The 19,510-nt window shown below is 47.9% G+C and carries 20 protein-coding genes; 15 read left to right on the top strand and 5 right to left on the bottom strand.

Going from position 1 to position 19,510, the window contains the following annotated elements; all coding sequences use genetic code 11:
* Positions 1-45 precede the first annotated feature (45 nt).
* Complete coding sequence (locus ACEW9O_RS25605) at positions 46-657, top strand: DUF4294 domain-containing protein (RefSeq protein ID WP_373553072.1); 612 nt, start codon at positions 46-48, stop codon at positions 655-657.
* A 54-nt stretch (positions 658-711) separates the two neighbouring features.
* Here ACEW9O_RS25605 and trmB read toward each other — a convergent pair whose 3' ends face one another.
* Positions 712-1,404, bottom strand: a complete 693-nt coding sequence (gene trmB / locus ACEW9O_RS25600) for a tRNA (guanosine(46)-N7)-methyltransferase TrmB (protein WP_373553071.1) — start codon at positions 1,402-1,404, stop codon at positions 712-714.
* Between the two features lie 46 nt (positions 1,405-1,450).
* On the opposite strand from trmB, the gene ACEW9O_RS25595 reads away from it, so the two are divergent.
* From ACEW9O_RS25595 to ACEW9O_RS25570, 6 genes are all read left to right on the top strand, one after another.
* Positions 1,451-2,047 carry a DUF1080 domain-containing protein gene (locus tag ACEW9O_RS25595; RefSeq protein ID WP_373553070.1) on the top strand — a complete coding sequence of 199 codons (597 nt, stop codon included), beginning with the start codon at positions 1,451-1,453 and terminating at the stop codon, positions 2,045-2,047.
* A 279-nt stretch (positions 2,048-2,326) separates the two neighbouring features.
* Positions 2,327-3,745, top strand: coding sequence for a hypothetical protein (locus ACEW9O_RS25590; protein ID WP_373553069.1), 1,419 nt, complete (start codon positions 2,327-2,329; stop codon positions 3,743-3,745).
* An 86-nt stretch (positions 3,746-3,831) separates the two neighbouring features.
* Positions 3,832-4,293, top strand: coding sequence for a hypothetical protein (locus tag ACEW9O_RS25585; RefSeq protein WP_373553068.1), 462 nt, complete (start codon positions 3,832-3,834; stop codon positions 4,291-4,293).
* A gap of 21 nt (positions 4,294-4,314) precedes the next feature.
* Complete coding sequence (locus tag ACEW9O_RS25580; RefSeq protein WP_373553067.1) at positions 4,315-4,845, top strand: hypothetical protein; 531 nt, start codon at positions 4,315-4,317, stop codon at positions 4,843-4,845.
* Positions 4,845-5,297, top strand: coding sequence for a D-aminoacyl-tRNA deacylase (gene dtd / locus ACEW9O_RS25575; protein ID WP_373553066.1), 453 nt, complete (start codon positions 4,845-4,847; stop codon positions 5,295-5,297). The genes ACEW9O_RS25580 and dtd overlap by 1 nt, the downstream gene beginning before the upstream one ends.
* 58 nt (positions 5,298-5,355) lie before the next feature.
* Positions 5,356-5,694 carry a nucleotide pyrophosphohydrolase gene (locus ACEW9O_RS25570; RefSeq protein WP_373553065.1) on the top strand — a complete coding sequence of 113 codons (339 nt, stop codon included), beginning with the start codon at positions 5,356-5,358 and terminating at the stop codon, positions 5,692-5,694.
* A gap of 84 nt (positions 5,695-5,778) precedes the next feature.
* Here ACEW9O_RS25570 and ACEW9O_RS25565 read toward each other — a convergent pair whose 3' ends face one another.
* A complete protein-coding gene (locus ACEW9O_RS25565; RefSeq protein ID WP_373553064.1) occupies positions 5,779-6,753 on the bottom strand; it encodes an SIS domain-containing protein in 975 nt (324 codons plus the stop codon).
* 299 nt (positions 6,754-7,052) lie between these two features.
* On the opposite strand from ACEW9O_RS25565, the gene recQ reads away from it, so the two are divergent.
* Both recQ and aroQ read left to right on the top strand, forming a co-directional pair.
* Entirely contained in the window at positions 7,053-9,251 is a 2,199-nt protein-coding gene (gene recQ / locus ACEW9O_RS25560) for a DNA helicase RecQ (protein ID WP_373553063.1), read from the top strand.
* Between the two features lie 121 nt (positions 9,252-9,372).
* Positions 9,373-9,795: a type II 3-dehydroquinate dehydratase gene (gene aroQ, locus ACEW9O_RS25555; RefSeq protein WP_373553062.1), complete on the top strand. Its 423-nt coding sequence runs from the start codon at positions 9,373-9,375 to the stop codon at positions 9,793-9,795.
* On the opposite strand, the gene ACEW9O_RS25550 is transcribed toward aroQ, so the two are convergent.
* Together ACEW9O_RS25550 and rnpA are read right to left on the bottom strand one after the other, a co-directional pair.
* Positions 9,796-10,311: a hypothetical protein gene (locus ACEW9O_RS25550; RefSeq protein ID WP_373553061.1), complete on the bottom strand. Its 516-nt coding sequence runs from the start codon at positions 10,309-10,311 to the stop codon at positions 9,796-9,798.
* Positions 10,312-10,394: 83 nt separating this feature from the next.
* The gene (rnpA, locus tag ACEW9O_RS25545) at positions 10,395-10,817 is read right to left on the bottom strand and encodes a ribonuclease P protein component (RefSeq protein WP_373553060.1); all 423 of its coding nucleotides are present in this window, start codon (positions 10,815-10,817) and stop codon (positions 10,395-10,397) included.
* Positions 10,818-10,953: 136 nt separating this feature from the next.
* On the opposite strand from rnpA, the gene radC reads away from it, so the two are divergent.
* Both radC and ACEW9O_RS25535 read left to right on the top strand, forming a co-directional pair.
* Complete coding sequence (gene radC / locus ACEW9O_RS25540) at positions 10,954-11,658, top strand: DNA repair protein RadC (protein WP_373553059.1); 705 nt, start codon at positions 10,954-10,956, stop codon at positions 11,656-11,658.
* Positions 11,659-11,807: 149 nt separating this feature from the next.
* Positions 11,808-12,668, top strand: a complete 861-nt coding sequence (locus ACEW9O_RS25535; protein ID WP_373553058.1) for a nuclear transport factor 2 family protein — start codon at positions 11,808-11,810, stop codon at positions 12,666-12,668.
* A gap of 150 nt (positions 12,669-12,818) precedes the next feature.
* Here the strand turns inward: ACEW9O_RS25535 and carB are convergent, their stop codons facing one another.
* Positions 12,819-15,638: a carbamoyl-phosphate synthase large subunit gene (gene carB / locus ACEW9O_RS25530; protein WP_373553057.1), complete on the bottom strand. Its 2,820-nt coding sequence runs from the start codon at positions 15,636-15,638 to the stop codon at positions 12,819-12,821.
* Positions 15,639-15,794: 156 nt separating this feature from the next.
* Here carB and ACEW9O_RS25525 point away from each other — a divergent pair, with 156 nt between their 5' ends.
* From ACEW9O_RS25525 to ACEW9O_RS25510, 4 genes are all read left to right on the top strand, one after another.
* Positions 15,795-16,544 (top strand): DUF4129 domain-containing protein, encoded by a 750-nt coding sequence (locus ACEW9O_RS25525; protein ID WP_373553056.1) that lies wholly within the window; start codon positions 15,795-15,797, stop codon positions 16,542-16,544.
* Positions 16,541-17,824, top strand: a complete 1,284-nt coding sequence (locus ACEW9O_RS25520; protein ID WP_373553055.1) for a DUF4350 domain-containing protein — start codon at positions 16,541-16,543, stop codon at positions 17,822-17,824. Before ACEW9O_RS25525 ends, ACEW9O_RS25520 begins: the two co-directional genes overlap by 4 nt.
* Complete coding sequence (locus ACEW9O_RS25515) at positions 17,825-18,901, top strand: AAA family ATPase (protein WP_373553054.1); 1,077 nt, start codon at positions 17,825-17,827, stop codon at positions 18,899-18,901. It begins immediately after the preceding gene.
* Positions 18,902-19,173: 272 nt separating this feature from the next.
* Positions 19,174-19,410, top strand: a complete 237-nt coding sequence (locus ACEW9O_RS25510; protein WP_373553053.1) for a hypothetical protein — start codon at positions 19,174-19,176, stop codon at positions 19,408-19,410.
* The last annotated feature ends 100 nt before the right edge of the window (positions 19,411-19,510 follow it).

Raw genomic sequence — 19,510 nt, 5'->3', positions numbered from 1 at the left:
TTGAACTTGCAAAGGAGATTCCTGTTTTAATATAGAATGGTAACCATGAAATATTTCTTCACCCTGCTGCTGTGTTTGTTGGCCTTCGCTTGGAGCTTTGCCCAGGAAAGCAACAAAGGAAAAGTGACCATCAAAGGCCAAACTTATGACTACATCATTGACGATGCCGGCGATACCTTAATTATGGCAGGTTTGGGAGAAGTATCCATCACTTCGCTGCGTTCCTTTGAATCCGAAGAGGATTATAAAAAATACCGCAAATACCGCCGTTATGCTTATTCCGTCTATCCTTATGCGGTAGAAGCCGTGCGCATTTTTCGCGAAGTGGACGCAGTGACCAATGACATCAAAAAAGGCCAAAAGCGCAAATACATCAAAACCCTGCAAGAAGACCTGGAGGAAAAATTTGAACAACCCCTCAAAAAACTCACCCGTACCCAAGGGATGCTGCTGATTAAAATGATTGAACGTGAACTGGATACGCCGATGTATGAGTTGGTAAAAGGCCTGCGCGGCAGTTGGACGGCAACGTATTGGAGCGTCCTAGGCGGTTTTTATGGGCACCACCTCAAGGAGGGGTACGTGCGGGGCGAAGATCCGATGCTGGATATTGTGTTGGATGATTTGAGTTTGACGTATGGGCAAAAAAAACAGTAGGGGCAACCCTATGTGGTAGCCCATTATCGTAGGGGCGATCACACAGGATCGCCCCTACGATAACCGAAACCGCACATATTTTATCGTTTTCTTTTCGGCCAAATGCATCCGTTCATAATACGTTTTGATTTCCAACTCTGGCAGCGGCAGCTCCTTCGCATAAATGTCATCATCGGTGTACAACAAGGTGGCTTGCGGGTAATCCCTGATCACCATCAAGGTAAACTCATACAAGGTAGGATCATCCGTTTTGAGGTGCACAATACCGCCAGCAGGCATCATTTTGCGGTAACGATCCAAAAAGGCCGGTGAAGTCAGGCGTCGATTGGTCTTGCTGTTGCGCAAAAAAGGATCGGGAAACGTGATCCAGATCTCATCCACCTCCCCTTCGGCAAAGAAATACATGATTTGTTCGATGCGCGTGCGTAGGAAGGCTACGTTCTGCAGTTGTTTTTGCAGGGCGGCCAGCGCTCCTTTCCAAATGCGCGCGCCTTTGATGTCTACCCCGATGAAATTCCGTTCAGGATACATTTCACCTAAGGCCACTGAATATTCTCCCCGGCCACAAGCCAGTTCGAGGGTAAGTGGGGCATCATTCTTGAAATGACCAGCTTTCCACTGGCCTTTTAAGTCCACAATTTGCCCATGTTCACCCGCCAATTGGGGATTTCCCGAATCGAAGTTTTCATAAACATTCGGGAATGACAACAATTCTGCAAATTTCTGTAGCTTATTCCGCTTGCTCATAACGGGTATTGTTCTATTTTGGGGTGCAAAACTAAAACATTAGCACATGAAAATCTCACATACCCTTTTTTTTCTCCTGTTCGTCATGGGTGTAGGGCAATTGAACGCCCAGGAAGCCAAAATGAAAAAGATTTTTAACGGCAAAAACCTCAAAGGTTGGGTCGTTCCAGCTCCAGAATCTTGCTGGACGGTATCAAAAGGGGTCTTGTTGGTCAAAAGTGAACCCACCAAAAAAGGCGCGATTCTCTGGACTGAAAAGTCCTATCAGAATTTTGTCCTGCAAGCTGATTTTTTGATGGGTGACGGCACCGTCGATTCAGGTTTTTTTCTGCGCTCGGAAAATGATCAGGTTCAGATTGGCATTTCCGGTTCGCTCAAAAGAGACATGACGGGCTCGCCTTACATTCCCAAACTGCGCTATCCGGTTGAAGCCACCGGAGTCAAAGATATACTCAAGCTCAAGGATTGGAATACCCTTAAAATCAAGGTAATGGGCAATACCTACACCGCCTATCTCAATGGCAAAGAAGTGATGACTTACACCTCGGAAGGGATGACTGCTTCCGGCCCCATCGGCATCCAATTGCACCCTGGCAACGAAATGTCGATCAGCTATCGGAAGATTGTGTTGGCAGAATTGTAAAATTCCTGCCCTTGGTAACGTTTAAAAATAATTTCAGCTTTTTGGCTGTCAAATTTGTCGCTGCACTTCGTTAAAAAGCCTCGCCGATGCGCTGCATCGCCTACGTTTTTTGCCTTGTTCGGCACCAAATTTGACTACCCAAAATTGCTGTACTTATTTTTTAACGTTACAAATGCGGACAATTTCCACGGAAATTGTAGCCGAAATCCAACTACAATTGTTATTTTTAGATAGCAGACTTTACGCACCTTCTGTTCATAAAGTCTAAAACCATCGGTTATGAAGTATTTGCTGCTCATTTGCGCCTTATTGGCAACGCTAAAAATATCGGCTCAACAAGTAGTTGTATCAGAGGAATTGCCTTTGCGCAATGATGTGTCGTATGATGTGATCGGGGAGCTCAAGGGCCGAGTGCTTTTGTTCCGCAACCGCATGGACAAGTTTGAAATCCAGGCTTTTGACGAAAACATGCGCAGCAGTTGGAGCAAGGAGATTGAGTTGGAAAAACGCCAGCCTTCCGTGATTGGGGTCAACAACTTGCGCGACAGCTTTACAGTCGTTTACCACCATCGCGACAAGGGCAATACCATTCTTCGGGCTGATCATTTCGACCCCTCTGCCAACAAACGCCAGACTTTGTTGCTAAAGGATTACGGCTTTACTTTTTTTACGCCCAATTTCCGCTGGGAGCGCAGCGAAGACCGCAGCAAGATTTTGGTTTACCACATCGACCGCAGCACCTTCAACGTACTGGTTTTTGACAATGCTTCCTTTAAAGTATTGTGGGAAAAAAGTTTTCAGGTCGAAGATTTTACCGAAGGAGTTGACGTCCTACACATGTTGGTGAGCAACGATGGCGAAATGTACATGGTGCTCGAAAAGGACAATGTGCTCAGCCGCAGGGAAAAACACCGCTTTGATTTATTTGTAAACGATGCCAATAGCCCCAATCTCAATCAGATTGCCCTGTTTATGCAGGACAAGGTGACTTACGATGTCAAATTCATCATCGACAACCGTAACAAACGTTTCTGTGCAGGTGGCCTTTACTTCGAACGCAATATTGAACGCGCCGAAGGGTATTTCCACCTTAGCATACCACGTAGCGATTTATTGACCCACCGCTTGCGCTTTCATCCTTTTGACGACAACTTTGTTTCAGACCTGGAAGGAAAGGAAATCCGCCAGAATCGAGGTTTGGTTGAAGTGGGTATCAATGAAATTGTGTTGCGCCAGGATGGTGGCATGCTCATCATTGGTGAAGAGAACCGCAATTCTACCCGTTTCGCTACCAACGTACCCCGGATGGGCTTCGACAACGTAAACCGCAGCACCATCGATTATTACTACAATGATATTTTTGCCATTTCTATACACCCCGATGGGGAAGAACATTGGAAAAAGGTGTTGTACAAAAAGCAATATTCGCAGGATGACGACGGGGCTTATTCTTCTTTTTTCTTGTTTAAAACGCCGTCCAATGTGCGCTTGATTTTTAATGATGAAATCAAATTTGAAAATACGGTCAGCGAATACGTGGTGAAAGGCACTGGAGACAACGAACGGCACAGTTTATTGAGCACCGAATTGCTCAAACTGCGCCTGCGTTTCCGGGATGCCATCCAGATTGCTGGTGATAAGATGGTGGTGCCCAGTGAAAGGCGAGGCCAGCTGCGGGTGGCAAAAATTAGTCTATAAGTAAACTTAATTCTCTGATCGATCGTTTTTTCAGAGCATGGTTAATTTTTATATTTTTGCCCTAACAAATAAAAATGGCATACAAAATGAAAAAATCTTTGTTGATAGCCAGTCTCGTGCTTGGTTTTGTGAGTATGATTGGTTCAAGTGTAAAAGCCCAGGATGCCAAAAGCCTCTGGACAACTTTGGCCAAAGTGACCTTTAAGAAGCAATACGACGAAATGTTGGGCTTCAAAGTGGATGTGCCTATTTTTAGTCCAGAGATCAAGTCTCTCGAAGGGAAATCCGTCGAAATCAAAGGCTACATCATTCCAGTGGAAGGCTACCGGGGACAAAAAGAATTCGTCTTTTCCGCCTTCCCTTACAACATGTGTTTCTTCTGTGGGGGTGCTGGACCAGAAACGGTCATGGAAGTTATTTCCAAAGAACCCATCAAATACACTACCGAAGCCATTACCATCAAAGGTAAACTGGACTTGAACGCCAACGACATCAACCGCCTCATGTACGGGCTGAAAGATGCAGAGTTGATAAAAAGCGCCAAGTAGGGTATCATAACCGGATTTGGTATGAAAAATGTACTCTTCCTGCTCCTGGGTTTGAGCTTCAGCGCAATGAGCCAAGCCCAGGCTAGCCTTGATTTTCCCCAAAACTGGTTAGGCCATTGGGAAGGAGAATTGAGCTGGTATGCTGGGCCCAACGCCCCTAAAAAGGTAAAGATGCAGCTCAAAATCCAAGCTGCCGACACCCTCGGGCACTATACCTGGCAATTGATCTATGGCGAACAATCCGAAGACAATCGCCCCTACATTCTCAAGCCTGTGGATGCCGCCAAAGGGCATTGGGTAATTGATGAACGCAATGGCATCGCATTGGATCAATTCTTAGTCGGACCAGTTTTTGGTGGTGCTTTTAGTGTCCAAGGAAGTACCATTGTCAACAATTACCGCCTGGAAGAAGATAGCCTCATTGTTGAGTTCTTTAGTATGCCGACCAAGCCAGTACGGCAAAGTGGTGAAGGCACCACAGAATCACCCCACGTGGACAGTTACGCCGTACGCAGTTACCAAAAAGCCATCCTGAAACGCAAAAAGGAATAATGCGCCTCGTCATCCAAAGAGTCAGCGAAGCCTCGGTTACCATTGAGGGAAAAATAAAGTCAGCCATTGAAACGGGGCTCTTGATCCTCGTGGGGATCGAAGATGCCGATACCGCCGAAGACATCGAATGGCTGTGCAACAAAGTGATCAATCTGCGCATTTTCCCCGATGAAAACGACGTGATGAACCGCTCAGTATTGGAAGCCCAGGGTGGCCTTTTGGTGGTCAGCCAATTTACCCTGCACGCCAGCACCAAAAAAGGCAATCGCCCCTCCTACATCCGGGCCTCTAAACCCGATTTTGCCATCCCCGTGTACGAGGCTTTTGTACAAAAACTCGAAGCATTGGCAGGCATTCCCGTAGGCACGGGCGAATTTGGGGCCGATATGAAAGTCCGCCTGCTCAACGACGGCCCCGTCACCATCCTCATCGACAGCAAAAACAAGGAATAATGCAGTCAGAGCATGTTTGAAATTTGCCTTATTTTCACCTAAAATAAAAAAATTAAACATGCTCTTAAGCGAAGCCCAAAAAACCGTAGATGAGTGGATCAACACCATCGGCATCCGCTATTACCAGGAATTGACCAATACCGCCATCCTGATGGAGGAGGTGGGCGAAGTAGCCCGCCTAATGGCGCGGATGTACGGCGAGCAGTCTTTCAAAAACCCGGCGGATGCTTTGACCGCCAAGGAGGATTTGGCGGATGAAATGGCGGATGTGTTGTTTGTACTCATTTGTTTGGCCAATCAAACCGGGGTGGATTTGACGGAAGCGATGCGGAAAAATTTGGAAAAAAAGACCGTGCGGGACGCGCAGCGGCATGCGGACAATGAAAAATTGCGGTGATGGGCAACCGTACGGGCAACCCTCTGTGGTTGCCCCTTTACGACTACCCACCATTTTGGGTTGGTCGGCCACATAGGGCCGACCCTACATGATGCCTTCGCGGATTAAATCGTGTAAATGTACCACCCCCACATACCGTTCATCCTCATTCACCACCAACAACTGTGAAATGCTGTGATTGCGCATGATCTCCAGCGCATGAACGGCCATGGTGTGCTCGGACACACTTTTGGGCTGCACGGTCATGATGTCTTTGGCCTGTACATCGGTCCAATTGTCCATCCGTTCCAACATGCGCCGTAAGTCGCCATCCGTCACGATGCCCAATACTTTTTCCTGCTCATCTACTACTGCAGTGGCGCCCAGTCTTTTTGAGGTGATTTCCAGAATGGTTCGTTTAAGGTTGGTATCAGGGCTAACTTTAGGGCAGGCATTATGCGGGTAGAGGTCGCTGACCCTTAGATAGAGCTGTTTACCCAATGAACCTCCAGGGTGAAATTGCGCAAAATCACGGGGCGAAAAACCCCGCAGCGCGCACAAGGAAGTAGCCAGGGCATCACCCATGGCCATTTGAGCGGTTGTACTGGCCGTTGGGGCCAGGTTATTGGGGTCTGCTTCTTTGTCGATTGGCGTATGTAAAATGTAGCGGGCTTGTTTGGCCAGGTAGGATGCTTTATTGCTCACCATGCCAATGAGCATGCTACCCATGTTTTTGACCAGGGGCACCAATACTTTGATTTCTGGTGTTTCACCACTTTTTGACAAACAAATCACCACGTCATGTGTCTGCACCATACCCAAATCCCCGTGGATAGCATCCGCAGCGTGCAAAAAAATAGCAGGGGTTCCGGTCGAGTTCAGCGTAGCGACTATCTTTTGGGCTACAATGGCACTTTTGCCAATTCCCGTCAGGATCACCCGACCAGGCGAATGGTAGATGGCTTCCACTGTGGCGATAAAGCCCTCGTCCAAGCTATTTTTCAGGTCTTGCAGGGTTGCAACCTCAATATCTATGGTCTCGCGGGCAGTACTCAAAATAATGTTTTCGGCAGCCTTCATCCTGATGTTCCTGTACTTGTTGCCTTTTTCAAAGCTTTTAGATAATTGGTTAAAATTCAATTGCTTTTGTGAAATAATTGATTATCTTCGCGTGCTTTTTTCCTACCCCTCCATGGTGGCTGGAAAAAACCAGACAATTGCACTAAAAAAACCAGTTAGGTATATGTTTTATCCTAATTTCTGGTTATATTTAGTTTTTAGAAATTCACAAAAACTACCGAAGTGCATCCACCACAGTATTACTGAACGGTGGCGCTGCGCAAAAGTAAGCTAAAACAAAAGATCAAAGCACGAGAGCCATGACAGTGACGCAAGAAACATTGCAAGAGGCTTTGCAGAAATATTTCGGCTTTGACGGGTTCAAAGGCAACCAGGAAGCAATCATTAATAACTTACTCAGCGGCGAAGATACTTTTGTGATCATGCCCACCGGAGGAGGTAAATCATTGTGCTATCAACTGCCCGCCCTCATGGCCGAGGGAACCGCCATCGTCATTTCACCCCTCATCGCCCTGATGAAGAACCAGGTGGATTCCATTCGCGGTTATAGCCAAAGCGACGATGTAGCCCATTTTTTGAACTCCTCGCTGACCAAAGCGCAAATGAAGCTGGTAAAGCAGGCCATCAACGACGGCAATACCAAGTTGCTTTACATTGCACCCGAGACACTCACCAAAGACGAGAACATTGAATTCTTCCGCACCGTCAACGTTTCTTTCGTAGCGGTGGATGAAGCGCACTGTATCTCGGAATGGGGGCACGATTTCCGCCCGGAATACCGTCGGATTCGTTCGATGCTCGACGGGATCGGCCAGGAAGTGCCGATCATTGCCCTGACGGCTACGGCTACGCCCAAGGTTCAGTCCGATGTTTTGAAAAACCTGGGTTTGCGTAACGAGCATGCTTTCATGTCTTCCTTCAACCGCGAAAACCTCTATTACGAGGTACGCCCCAAAGGAAAACCTGAGCAAGCCATGCGCCAGATCATCCAGGTGATCAAAAGTTTGTCTGGCCAATCCGGCATCATCTACGTGCAAAGCCGTAAGGCCGCCGAAGACATTGCCAAGGTACTTCAGGTCAATGACATCAAAGCGGCGCCTTATCACGCTGGCTTGGATGCCAAAACCCGTACCAAGACCCAGGACGATTTCCTGATGGAAGAAGTAGACGTCATCGTGGCTACCATCGCATTTGGGATGGGCATCGACAAACCCGATGTACGTTTTGTGATCCACTTCGACATGCCCAAAAGCATCGAGAATTACTATCAGGAGACCGGACGTGCCGGACGAGATGGCTTGGAAGGGCGTTGTATCGCATTTTATGCCTATAAGGATATGCTCAAGTTGGAGAAATTCCTGCGCGACAAGCCAGTGGCCGAGCGCGAGATGGGCTCTCAACTGATGCAAGAGGTAATGGCCTACGCGGAAACTACCGCCTGCCGTCGTCAGTTCTTGCTGCATTATTTTGGTGAAGATTATGGTCGAAACAATTGTGGCCTCTGTGACAATTGTCGCTATCCCAAAGAAAAGATTGAGGTCACCAAAGAGATGCAGGATGCACTCAAGGTGGTAGATGAACTGGATGAAAACTTTACCATCAAAACCCTGCTCGATTTTGTAAACGGCACGGAAACCAAAGAAATCAAAGACTACCTGTTTACCAAAAAACCTTCCTTTGGGGTAGGTAAAGGTAAAGATGTGAATTTCTGGGAATCGGTGTATCGCCATGCGCTGTTGCAGGATCTTTTGTACAAAGACATCGAAAGTTACGGTCTGCTCAAACTGACCGATAAGGGGCGGGATTTCTTGAAAAAGACTTACCCCATCCAAATTCCACTCAACCACGATTACGAGAAAGAGCAAATCGACATCAACAATGAAGAAACGAACCGTACTTCGGTACTGGACGAAACATTGGTCGGATTGCTGAAAGACCTGAGGCGCAAAGAAGCCAAGCGCCACAACGTACCGCCCTATGTGATTTTCCAGGATCCTTCCCTGGAGGATATGGCCACCCAGTACCCGATCTCGATGGACGATATGGTCCACATTTCTGGCGTCAGTCGCGGGAAAGCGGTGCGTTATGGCAAAGCCTTCATCGAACTGATCAAAAAGTACGTTGAAGAAAACGAAATTGATCGCCCTACCGATTTTGTGGTCAAACAAGTGGCCAACAAATCCAAAATCAAGGTCAACATCATCCAAAGCATCGACCGTAAAGTGCCCCTGGAAGACATCGCCGAGTCCAACGACATTACGATGGATGAAATCCTGGAGGAACTCTACGCCATCGTGCTCTCGGGTACCAAAGTCAACATCGACTACTACCTGGATGATACCATGGACGAAGCCATTCGGGACGATATCTACGATTATTTCATGAGTACCGATACAGACGACGCCAAAGTGGCCTACAAAGCCCTCAAAGACGACGACATTACCATGGACGAAATCTTGATGGTGCGGGTGAAATTTTTGTCGGAACTAGCAAACTAAAGTAAAGATGAAAGATGAGAGATGAAAGAGGCTACCGCAGGGACATGGACGAGGTCATTGTCAAAAACGCTGCGGTAGCATCTCTTATCTCTTATCTCTTATCTTTCATCTCTCATCTCTCATGAAGCTGCTCATCCTCAACGGACCCAACCTCAATCTCCTCGGCGTACGCGAACCAGAAGTGTACGGGAGCCAGACTTTTCAGGATTATTTTGAAACTTTGGTATCTACCTTTCCCGATGTGGACTTGCATTATTTCCAGAGCAACCATGAAGGTGTACTCATTGACAAAATCCACGAGGTAGGTTTTTCTTTCGACGGCATCATCATCAATGCTGGGGCTTACACCCACACCTCAGTGGCGATTGCCGATGCCATCAGTGCAGTCAAGACGCCCGTGGTAGAGGTACACATTTCCAACATCCATGCACGGGAAGCATTTCGCCACCATTCCTATTTGGCCTCACGTTGTGTGGGCAGTATCGTGGGGCTAGGCTTGAATGGGTATCGATTGGGGATTGAATATTTTTTACTCAAAAAATAATTACCGCTCCGAAGGCCGCGTATCCATGATGCGCAAGCGTTTGCGTTTACCAAATTCCACAGTTCTATACTTAAAAATGCGGGGCAAGAGAAAGCCCGTAGCATAAGTGCTGCCCGTCAGAATGGCATCGCCCCATTCATAATTGGTGGTCGGATTTTTATCTGTTAAAGTCCCCACCAAGGCAATAGCTGACCAGCTTAGGCCAAACAACCGCAGGGAGTTTCCAATTCCCTTTGCCCAATTTTGATCGTAACGCAGCGCCACGATGTTTTTCAGCGGCATGGCAATTTTGGGGAAAATCACCAGCGAGTCTTTAAAATTCAAATCCACAATTTCCGAAGTATACCAGCCTTGCCCATCGCGCAATTGATAAGTGATCACCGCACCAATGGGGATGTGAATGTTTTTGGCTTTACCATAGCGCTCCAGGGCCAGGAATTTTTGGCTAAAAGCGGGAGCAAAAATTCCAGTGGTTAAAACGAGGCTCAAAAGAATATAGCGTAAAATTGTATTCATTGGTAGTGAATGATCAGGTGAAAAATAACGCCTTAATAGTGGGGCAAAATGAGCACTTATTTTTTTGTCGCCCTTAAAGAGCTTTAATCCTCCTTTGGCGTTGGTTGAGGCGGCAGCTCGCGCAATATTTTTGACAAGCGACGCAAACCCCGGTTCATGTTGTTTTCAATTTCAGGATATTCCAGCATGTCTTTGGCTACATAAATCACCATCAGCGCATAAACTTGTTGGGTAGGGTCAAGATTGCGGTAAAGGATCTGCTTGTGGAGCCGGTAGGTTTCACGAATTTGGCGGCGCAAGCGATTGCGATCTACGGCTTTTTTGAACTTCTTTTTAGGGACACTTACCGTGAATTGTACAGGAAAATCAGCACTCCCAGCTTCCATAGGTAGCCATACAAAGCGCAAGGGATATTGGCCAAAAGACTGCCCCTCCTTAAACATCCGCCCAATTGCCGACCAGCTTTTGAGCTTTTCTTCCCGCCTAAACCGCAAATCTTTTTCCACTTTTCAAAAATATCTTCTATTTTAGCTCAAACATAAGAAACGGAACGGAGATTATTGACCTTCCGCTCATTTGCCTTATACATTTACATAGCCTTTGGATTGTTTTGATTTGCTCATCGTTGTAAAATTGATTTTTATGTATGTCGATCCAAAGGAAAAAATCAGCATCAAAAGCTGGGCGGAAGAGGACCGTCCACGCGAAAAACTGCTCTTCAAAGGAAAAAAACAACTGACCGACGCGGAATTGTTGGCCATCATTCTGGGTTCTGGCAACCGAGATGAATCGGCCTTGGGTTTGGCGCAAAGGATTTTGCAGGCTTACAACGCCGATTTGAATGAATTGGGGCGTTGCAGCATCAAAGAACTCACTGACCGCTTTAACGGGGTCGGAGAAGCCAAAGCCATTTCCATCATTGCTGCCCTGGAGTTGGGGCAGCGCCGACAATTGTTGCCCCTGCAAAAACGCCCCCAGATCAGCAGCAGTAAGGATGCTTACCTGGCGCTGGGGCCGCTCTTGCTCGATTTGAGCACGGAGGAATTCTGGATTTTGCTGCTCAATCAAGCCAATCGGATGGTTGGGCGAGAAAAAGTCAGCGCGGGCGGTTTGTCCAGCACAGTGGTTGACGCCAGGGTGATTTTTAAAAAAGCCCTGGAATACAATGCCGCCAGTCTGATCTTATGTCACAATCACCCTTCGGGAAGTTTGCGCCCCAGCCAGCCCGATCTGGATTTGACCCAACGCCTGAGCAAGGCTGGCCTGCAATTGGATATTTTGGTACAAGACCATTTGATCGTTGGTGAATCGGGCTATTACAGCTTTGCTGATGAAGGACTGATGTAATGGTTGAGAAGGTTTAGGGAAGTTGAGGAAGGTTGAGGCTACCGCAGGAATCCGGTCACCGAGCGTAGTCGAGGTGTAAGGATTGCTGCGGCAGCCTCAACCTCCCTCGACCTTCTCAACCTCCCTCAACTCTAATAAAACCATACAACATGAAATTTTTGCCTTTTGTATTGCTTTTCAGCGCGTGCTGTACTGTTGGTAGTGCCCAAACGGATGAGAGCACGGCGGTGATCAACGTGATCAAACAACTTTTTGACGGTATGCGCGCCAACGACAGCGTACGCATCAAAGCCATTTCCCACCCCGAAGCACAATTGCGCACTACCACGGTCGATCGGGAAGGTAAACCGCGCATGGTCAGCGAATCTTTCAGCCGATTCATCTCTTCGGTAGGCAAACCCTCGCCCAAAATGCTGGACGAACGCATCTGGAGCTACGATGTGAGGATTGATCAAAACCTCGCTGCGGTTTGGACAGAGTATACCTTTTATGTGGGCGATCAAATGAGCCACTGTGGAGTCAATGCTTTCCAGTTGATGAAAACCACTGAAGGTTGGAAAATCATTGGCATCACCGACACCCGCCGCAAAGACAATTGTATCACCACTGCGCCGGATAGCCAAAAGGAGATTGTTGAGGTGATCGATGCCTGGCATCTGGCAGCCGCCAAGGCCGATGAGGATCAGTTTTTTGGTGCAATGAGCGCCGATGGGGTCTTTCTGGGCACGGATGCCAGCGAACGTTGGCAACGCGAAGCCATGCGTAAAGACATGCAAAAGGCTTTTGATAAAGAAAGCGCCTGGGATTTTAAGGCCAAAAACCGCAGCATTGCCGTATCTCCCGATGGACGCTACGCCTGGTGGGATGAGTTGTTGGATACCTGGATGGGCGTGTGCCGAGGCTCGGGAGTGTTGGAGCGCAGTGGTGTGGAATGGAAAATCAAGCAGTACAATTTGGCGCTGATGGTGCCCAATGATAAGATCAAGAAAGTGATGAAGTTGATTAAATAAAGCACCGCTACTTAGGTGATTCCTTGGGTGTCTTAGGTTTCTTAGGTGGTGAAAGAATACCCTGCTTCGCAGGTTTTTTTCTTTTTAACCACCTAAGAAACCTAAGACACCTTAGATTCACTATAGATTCTGTGGTGCTTAGCCGCCCATTTATCGCGTCAAGTACACCGACCGATTCCGATCCAACTCCCTGAAGAACGGATCACTCAAATCGCGGATGTACCGAATCTCCTCGCCCGTTGACTTCATCTCTGGTCCCAACTGCTTGTCCACGTTCGGGAATTTTTCAAAGCTGAACACGGGTACTTTGATCGCATAACCACTTGGCTGTGGTTTGATGTCAAAATCTTTCAGTTTGTGGGTGCCCAGCATCACCAAGGTGGCGTATTTCAAGTAAGGTACTTTATAGGCTTTGGCAATAAAGGGCGTAGTCCGCGAAGCCCGTGGATTGGCTTCAATCACATACACCTTATTGTCTTTGATGGCAAACTGGATGTTGATCAGGCCACGGATGTCGAGGGCACGCGCCAGTTTTTCGGCGTGTTCCACCATGGTGGCTACTGCATCTACCGAAAGGCTGTAGGTCGGCAGCACCGCCGAACTATCGCCAGAGTGAATCCCAGCCGGCTCGATGTGCTCCATGATGCCCATGATGTGGATGTCTTCACCGTCAAAAATGGCATCAATTTCGGCTTCTTTGGCGCGATCCAGGAAGTGGTCGATCAAGACCTTGTTTTCAGGCATGTGTTTGAAGATGGACAACACCTGGCGTTCCACTTCCTGATCGTTGATTACGATGCGCATGCTTTGGCCGCCCAATACGTAGCTTGGACGCACCAGCACGGGATAACCTACTTTATTGGCAATCCGAATGGCTTCATCCACATCTTCAGCCACGCCGTAGTCGGGATAAGGAATGTCCAGTTCTTTAAGCAGGTCGGAGAAAGCACCCCGGTCTTCGGCCAGGTCCATGTTGGCAAAACTGGTACCAATGATTTTGATGCCTTTTTTGTGCAGGGTTTCGGCCAGTTTGAGCGCCGTTTGGCCGCCCAACTGCACGATGACCCCTTCTGGTTTTTCCAACTCGATGATTTCTTCGAGGTGTTCCCAAAATACGGGCTCGAAGTACAGTTTGTCCGCCATGTCGAAGTCGGTCGAGACGGTTTCAGGGTTACAGTTGACCATGATGGCCTCGTAACCAGCCTCTTTGATGGCCAGCAGACCGTGTACACAGCAGTAGTCAAACTCGATGCCCTGTCCAATCCGGTTCGGCCCGGAGCCCAGTACGATCACCTTTTTCTTATCTGTAGTAGGGATACTCTCGTTTTCACTGTCAAAAGTGGAGTAGAAATAGGGTGTTTTGGCCTCAAATTCAGCGGCACAAGTATCCACCATTTTATAGGTCCGGCGGATGTTCAGTTTTTTGCGCATCTTGGTCACATCCTCCTCATTGACCCGCATGGTCCAGGCAATTTGGGCATCGGAGTAGCCGACTTCCTTTAGTTCGCGGAAAAAATCGGGGGGGAGATCATCCGGTACGTTGTATCTGATTAGTTGCTTTTCGTATTTGACCAGGCGTTTGATTTGTTTGAGGAACCAAGGGTCGATGTGCGTCAATTTTTGGATCGTTTGGAGGGGAACCCCCAGGCGAATTGCATCTTTGATGCGGAAAATCCGGTCATCGCTGGCCACTTCCAAGCGACCTAGTACATCCTCCACTCTTACCCATTCCTTGATGTCGCCACCCAGGCCCTTGCGGCCATTCTCCAAAGATTGGCAGGCTTTCTGGAGCGCTTCCAGGAAGTTGCGCCCGATGGCCATTACCTCACCTACCGATTTCATTTGTAGGCCCAGGGAATTGTCAGCACCGGGGAATTTATCGAAGTTCCAACGCGGCATTTTCACAATCACGTAATCGAGCGTAGGCTCAAAGAATGCCGAGGTGGTTTTGGTAATTTGATTTTTGAGTTCGTCCAGGTTGTATCCGATGGCCAGTTTTGCGGCGATTTTAGCGATGGGATAGCCCGTCGCTTTACTCGCCAAAGCTGAAGAACGTGACACCCGTGGGTTGATCTCAATGACGATCAACTTTTCGGTAACCGGATCTTGGGCAAACTGGATGTTGCAGCCCCCGGAAAAATTGCCCAGTGAGCGCATCGCCAGGATGGCTTGGTCGCGCATATCCTGGTAAGCCGTATCGGAAAGGGTCATGGCGGGGGCCACCGTGATGCTGTCGCCCGTGTGGATGCCCATGGGGTCGAAGTTTTCTACGGTACAAATGATGACCACACTGTCATTTTTGTCGCGCAACAACTCCAATTCAAATTCTTTCCAACCCAATACCGCTTTTTCCACCAATACCTCGTGGGTAGGGGAGGCATTCAAACCGCGGCGCAGGGCTGCGTCGAACTCTTCATCTTTGTGGACAAAGCCACCACCCGTTCCGCCCAGGGTATACGAAGGGCGAATCACCAAGGGGAAACCGATTTTTTGCGCAGCTTCTTTGCCTTCCAAAAAGGAGTTGGCAATAAAGGAAGGCGCTACGTCCAACCCGATGTCGATCATGTGCAGCCGGAAAGCCTCGCGGTTTTCGGTCAACTCGATGGCGGCGATGTCGACACCGATCATGCGCACCTCGTATTTTTCCCAAACCCCCAGCTTATCGGCTTCGATTGCAAGGTTCAGTGCAGTTTGTCCGCCCATGGTAGGCAATACGGCGTCAATCTTGCGTTCTTCCAAAATCTGCACAATGCTATCCACGGTCAGCGGCAACAAATAGACGTTGTCTGCCGTAACCGGATCGGTCATGATGGTTGCAGGGTTGGAGTTGATGAGGGTGACTTCGATTCCTTCTTCGCGCAGGGAGCGAGAAGCTTGAGAACCGGAATAATCGAATTCACAGGCTTGACCAATAATAATGGGCCCACTCCCGATGATCAGCACTGATTTGATGGAATTGTCCTTAGGCATGGCTTACTCGTTTCCAAATTGCCCGCAAAGGTAATCAATGCTAAAGGATTTAAGTACAGGAAGATAAAATTTCGTACAATAAATTTAAAGGTTTTACAGCCCGTGACCCGCAAATTTGTCGTTCAACTTAAAAGAATTGCTTATTTTTGAATCTATATGCGCTACCGAATCTGGTCAATCCTGGTTTTTTTATGGGCAAATGTTGCTGCGAATGCCATTTTTGCACAAGAAGGCTATGTCAACCCCCAACAAGAGAAATACCTTTCCGAGCCCATCCAACCTCAACGTTTTGATGAAGGTACCTGGCAAAAATCCATCGAAGGCCTGGATTACAGCATCAAAAAAAAGAAGCCACCAAAACCGCGGACACCCAAAGAAAATGTGAAATTTGAATGGCCTCAACTGGGACCTGCCGTAATGCTGGTACTCAAAGTTTTGGCGGGTTTAATGCTGGTGGTCATTTTAGCTTTGCTTCTGCGGCACTACCTGAACGCGCCTAAAAACCGAGCGGTTAAAAAAGCAATCATTGAAAATCTGAGCATCGAGGAAATAGAAGAAAACCTACAAGAAACGGAATTGTACCCCTACATCAACAAGGCCATTGGGCAAAATGATTATGCGTTAGCCGTGCGTTTGTATTACCTGGAAGTACTCAAACAATTGTCGACCCAAAGGGCCATCACCTGGCGTAAAAACAAAACCAATCGCCAGTATTTACAAGAAATGCACAGCTCGAAGCACTACGGCGAGTTTCGCGTGCTGACCTTGATTTTTGAGCGGGTACGTTACGGGGGGCAACAGTTGAACCAGGCGCAATTTGAGCAGATTGAACCAGGTTTTCAATCTTTTTTAAAAACGACACCCTCCACCATTTCCTCTCCACCCTCAGTTAATGTTGCCGTATGAGATCAAAATATTTCTTCTTCACTGCGGTTGTGGTTATTCTGCTCGGCTTATTGATTTATTTGATCAGCAGCAATGGGGGGCGTACCTACACCTGGAACGAGCATTACAAGGAACTGAGCAAGGGCCCTTATGGCCTGGCGGTGGTTTTTCAACTCCTCAAAACACAAGCGAAAACGGAAAAATTCACCTTGCTCAAAAAACGTGTCCAAAAGGCCTTGCCGACCGAACCCACTGAAAAATCCAACTATGTATTTGTCGGGGCCGGGCAATTCCTTGATTCCGCCGATGTCCAAACGTTGTTGACGTTTGTGTACAATGGCAACGATGCCTTTATTGCTACCCAGGTTTTACCTTTCAGACTGATGGCCAAATTGTATCCCAAAACTTGTAAGGAAGACAAATGGGAGAATTTGAATTATTACCAGGATAGGGGGGTGGAAGCCAATTTTTTGCACCCCGATTTACGCCAGAAAAAACCCTTTGATTTTACTTACCGCACAACTGACCCCGACAGCATCTACGATTGGCATTTCTTTGATCGGGGGTATTTTTGTGATGATCCGGATGGTTTTGTGGCCTTGGGGCAACTCAACGGGAGCAAGACGAATTTTGTGCGCATCCGCTACGGGATAGGCCATTTTTACCTGCACAGCAATCCCTTGTTTTTTACCAACCTGTTTATGATCAATCAGCGTGGCAAACAATATGCCGAAGCCGCACTAGGCCATTTACCCGCAGGCCCAGTGTATTGGGATTGTACCAGCAAGGTCAATCGAGCCGTGGCCGAAAACATGAACGCCGATGGCCAGGGCCGCCGCCGCCGCGATTTTAACCGTCCCAGCCCCTTGAGTTACATCTTGAGCCAGCCACCCCTAGCCTGGGCCTGGTATACGCTGTTGGGGACTACCCTGCTGTATTTTTTGGTCAGGATCAAACGCCGCCAGCGCATCATTCCGGTTTTACCCACCAACAAAAACAACTCCCTGGCTTTTATCCGCACCATTGGGCGTTTGTATTTTTTGCAAAACAACCATCGACAATTGGTGCTCCAAAAAATGAAACTCTTTTTGCAATTTGTGCGTGATCGGTATAAAATCCAAACCCGCGAATTGCAAGAAGAATTTGTCGATCAGCTCAGTGTAAAATCCGAAATCAAAGTGGAAAGGATCCAAAAAATCCTGGACTTGTACCGGGCCATCGACTTTTCACCAGAAATCCAGGAGCGAATCCTGGCGGATTTCCATCAACAAATTGAAAGCTTTTACAAAAACTGTAAATAAATGCTAGTGCCAGAAGAAATGAACCCAAACGCTGCGGAGCAGTCTTTTGATGCCCCTGAAGAAACGACGTATACTGAATCCCCACTTGTACCCGAAAGCACCACTGGACATTGGGGCCGTAACCGCCTGGATTTGAGCAAAGTCAATGCCGCCATCGATGAGGTGCGTACCGAATTGGGCAAGGTGATCGTCGGCCAACAGGAGCTGATCGACTTGCTGATTACCGCGCTGCTGGCGGATGGACACGTGCTGCTGGAAGGTGTACCTGGCATCGCCAAAACCCTCACGGCTAAACTGCTGGCTCAAACCCTGGATGTAGAATTCTCGCGCATCCAGTTTACCCCCGACCTGATGCCCAGCGACGTGATCGGCACCTCGGTGTTCAACCAAAAAACGGTGGATTTTTCCTTCAAAGCTGGCCCGGTCTTTGCCAACGTGGTGCTGATCGACGAGATCAACCGTGCCCCCGCCAAAACGCAGGCGGCCCTGTTTGAGGTGATGGAAGAAGCCCAGATTACGGTGGATGGCACGACTTACCAATTGGAATACCCCTTCTTTGTGATGGCGACCCAAAACCCCATCGAACAGGAAGGTACCTATAAATTACCCGAAGCCCAGTTGGATCGTTTTTTGATGAAAATCAACATCGATTACCCCAATCTGGAGGAGGAAAAGAGCATCCTGCGCCGCTTCCGCACGGGATCTAAAACGGACTTGCAAAAGGAGGTGAAAAAAGTGATGTCGCCCAAACTGGTCAAAGAATGCCGCGACCTGGTGGAGTCCGTGTTTATCGAAGACCACCTGCTGGACTACATCGCACACATCGTTACCCAAACGCGTACACACGGCGATTTGTACCTAGGTGCTTCGCCACGCGCTTCGCTGGCCATTTTGCGCAGTTCCAAAGCGATTGCGGCCATCAATGGGCGGGATTTTGTGACGCCAGAGGACATTCAGTACGTGGCTTATCCGGTACTGAATCACCGGATTATCTTGCAGCCGGAGCGGGAAATGGAAGGTTTTGCGACGAAGGATGTGATTAAGGATATTTTGGGGAAGATTGAGGTGCCGAGGTAGGGGGGGAATTAAGATCGGAGCTGAAAAAAGGCCGGTGGAGCGAAACGCTAGCTATATTTTACCATCAATGGGTTACGCATTTTGTGTTGTCCGGAATAGGGCTTTTAAGTATTGCGTACTACGTATTTTGTATTGTTGCTGGAGTCACGAAGCGGCACATTTGGTTTTGCCCCGACACGCAAAGCCGACCCTTCGGCAAAACCAAAAGAGCCACTTTTTATCCAACGCACCGACTTAAAAACGTAAATTAGCGAATTCATACAAAAGACGAAATGAGTAAAGAAAATTCAATTGACCAATTAAAGTTTTTCCTAAAAGAAATGTTCCAGTTCAATGCTAATGACCTGGACTTTGGGATTTACAGAATATACAATCTTAAACGAAAAGAGATTGAAAACTTCATTGACGGCAAAGACGAGCAATGCCTTGAACCTATCATCAATAAAACGCTTGAACTGGTTAGCAATATTGAAAAGGGTGTAATTCAAATTGTCGCACCTCATCATTAAGCTGCGGATTTCCTGAAAATATTAGTGATGAGATCGAATTTTTGGCTGCGTAAAGCGACCCTAAGTTTGATCATCTTATCGCAACCATCATCAGACCAGC

Source organism: Haliscomenobacter sp., assembly GCF_041740695.1.
Classification (GTDB): domain Bacteria; phylum Bacteroidota; class Bacteroidia; order Chitinophagales; family Saprospiraceae; genus Haliscomenobacter.
Note: the sequence above shows the minus strand (reverse complement) of the source record. Positions and strands in the feature narration are given on the sequence as shown.

Bases quoted from the DNA above. Each gene is read 5' to 3' on its own strand.
- ACEW9O_RS25595 (WP_373553070.1), top strand. From the start codon at position 1,451: ATGAAAATCTCACATACCCTTTTTTTTCTCCTGTTCGTCATGGGTGTA.
- carB (WP_373553057.1), bottom strand. From the start codon at position 15,638: ATGCCTAAGGACAATTCCATCAAATCAGTGCTGATCATCGGGAGTGGG.
- ACEW9O_RS25510 (WP_373553053.1), top strand. From the start codon at position 19,174: ATGAGTAAAGAAAATTCAATTGACCAATTAAAGTTTTTCCTAAAAGAA.
- ACEW9O_RS25590 (WP_373553069.1), top strand. From the start codon at position 2,327: ATGAAGTATTTGCTGCTCATTTGCGCCTTATTGGCAACGCTAAAAATA.
- ACEW9O_RS25580 (WP_373553067.1), top strand. From the start codon at position 4,315: ATGAAAAATGTACTCTTCCTGCTCCTGGGTTTGAGCTTCAGCGCAATG.
- ACEW9O_RS25605 (WP_373553072.1), top strand. From the start codon at position 46: ATGAAATATTTCTTCACCCTGCTGCTGTGTTTGTTGGCCTTCGCTTGG.
- ACEW9O_RS25535 (WP_373553058.1), top strand. From the start codon at position 11,808: ATGAAATTTTTGCCTTTTGTATTGCTTTTCAGCGCGTGCTGTACTGTT.
- ACEW9O_RS25525 (WP_373553056.1), top strand. From the start codon at position 15,795: ATGCGCTACCGAATCTGGTCAATCCTGGTTTTTTTATGGGCAAATGTT.
- ACEW9O_RS25585 (WP_373553068.1), top strand. From the start codon at position 3,832: ATGAAAAAATCTTTGTTGATAGCCAGTCTCGTGCTTGGTTTTGTGAGT.
- ACEW9O_RS25515 (WP_373553054.1), top strand. From the start codon at position 17,825: ATGCTAGTGCCAGAAGAAATGAACCCAAACGCTGCGGAGCAGTCTTTT.
- recQ (WP_373553063.1), top strand. From the start codon at position 7,053: ATGACAGTGACGCAAGAAACATTGCAAGAGGCTTTGCAGAAATATTTC.
- aroQ (WP_373553062.1), top strand. From the start codon at position 9,373: ATGAAGCTGCTCATCCTCAACGGACCCAACCTCAATCTCCTCGGCGTA.
- ACEW9O_RS25565 (WP_373553064.1), bottom strand. From the start codon at position 6,753: ATGAAGGCTGCCGAAAACATTATTTTGAGTACTGCCCGCGAGACCATA.
- ACEW9O_RS25570 (WP_373553065.1), top strand. From the start codon at position 5,356: ATGCTCTTAAGCGAAGCCCAAAAAACCGTAGATGAGTGGATCAACACC.
- ACEW9O_RS25550 (WP_373553061.1), bottom strand. From the start codon at position 10,311: ATGAATACAATTTTACGCTATATTCTTTTGAGCCTCGTTTTAACCACT.
- radC (WP_373553059.1), top strand. From the start codon at position 10,954: ATGTATGTCGATCCAAAGGAAAAAATCAGCATCAAAAGCTGGGCGGAA.
- trmB (WP_373553071.1), bottom strand. From the start codon at position 1,404: ATGAGCAAGCGGAATAAGCTACAGAAATTTGCAGAATTGTTGTCATTC.
- dtd (WP_373553066.1), top strand. From the start codon at position 4,845: ATGCGCCTCGTCATCCAAAGAGTCAGCGAAGCCTCGGTTACCATTGAG.
- ACEW9O_RS25520 (WP_373553055.1), top strand. From the start codon at position 16,541: ATGAGATCAAAATATTTCTTCTTCACTGCGGTTGTGGTTATTCTGCTC.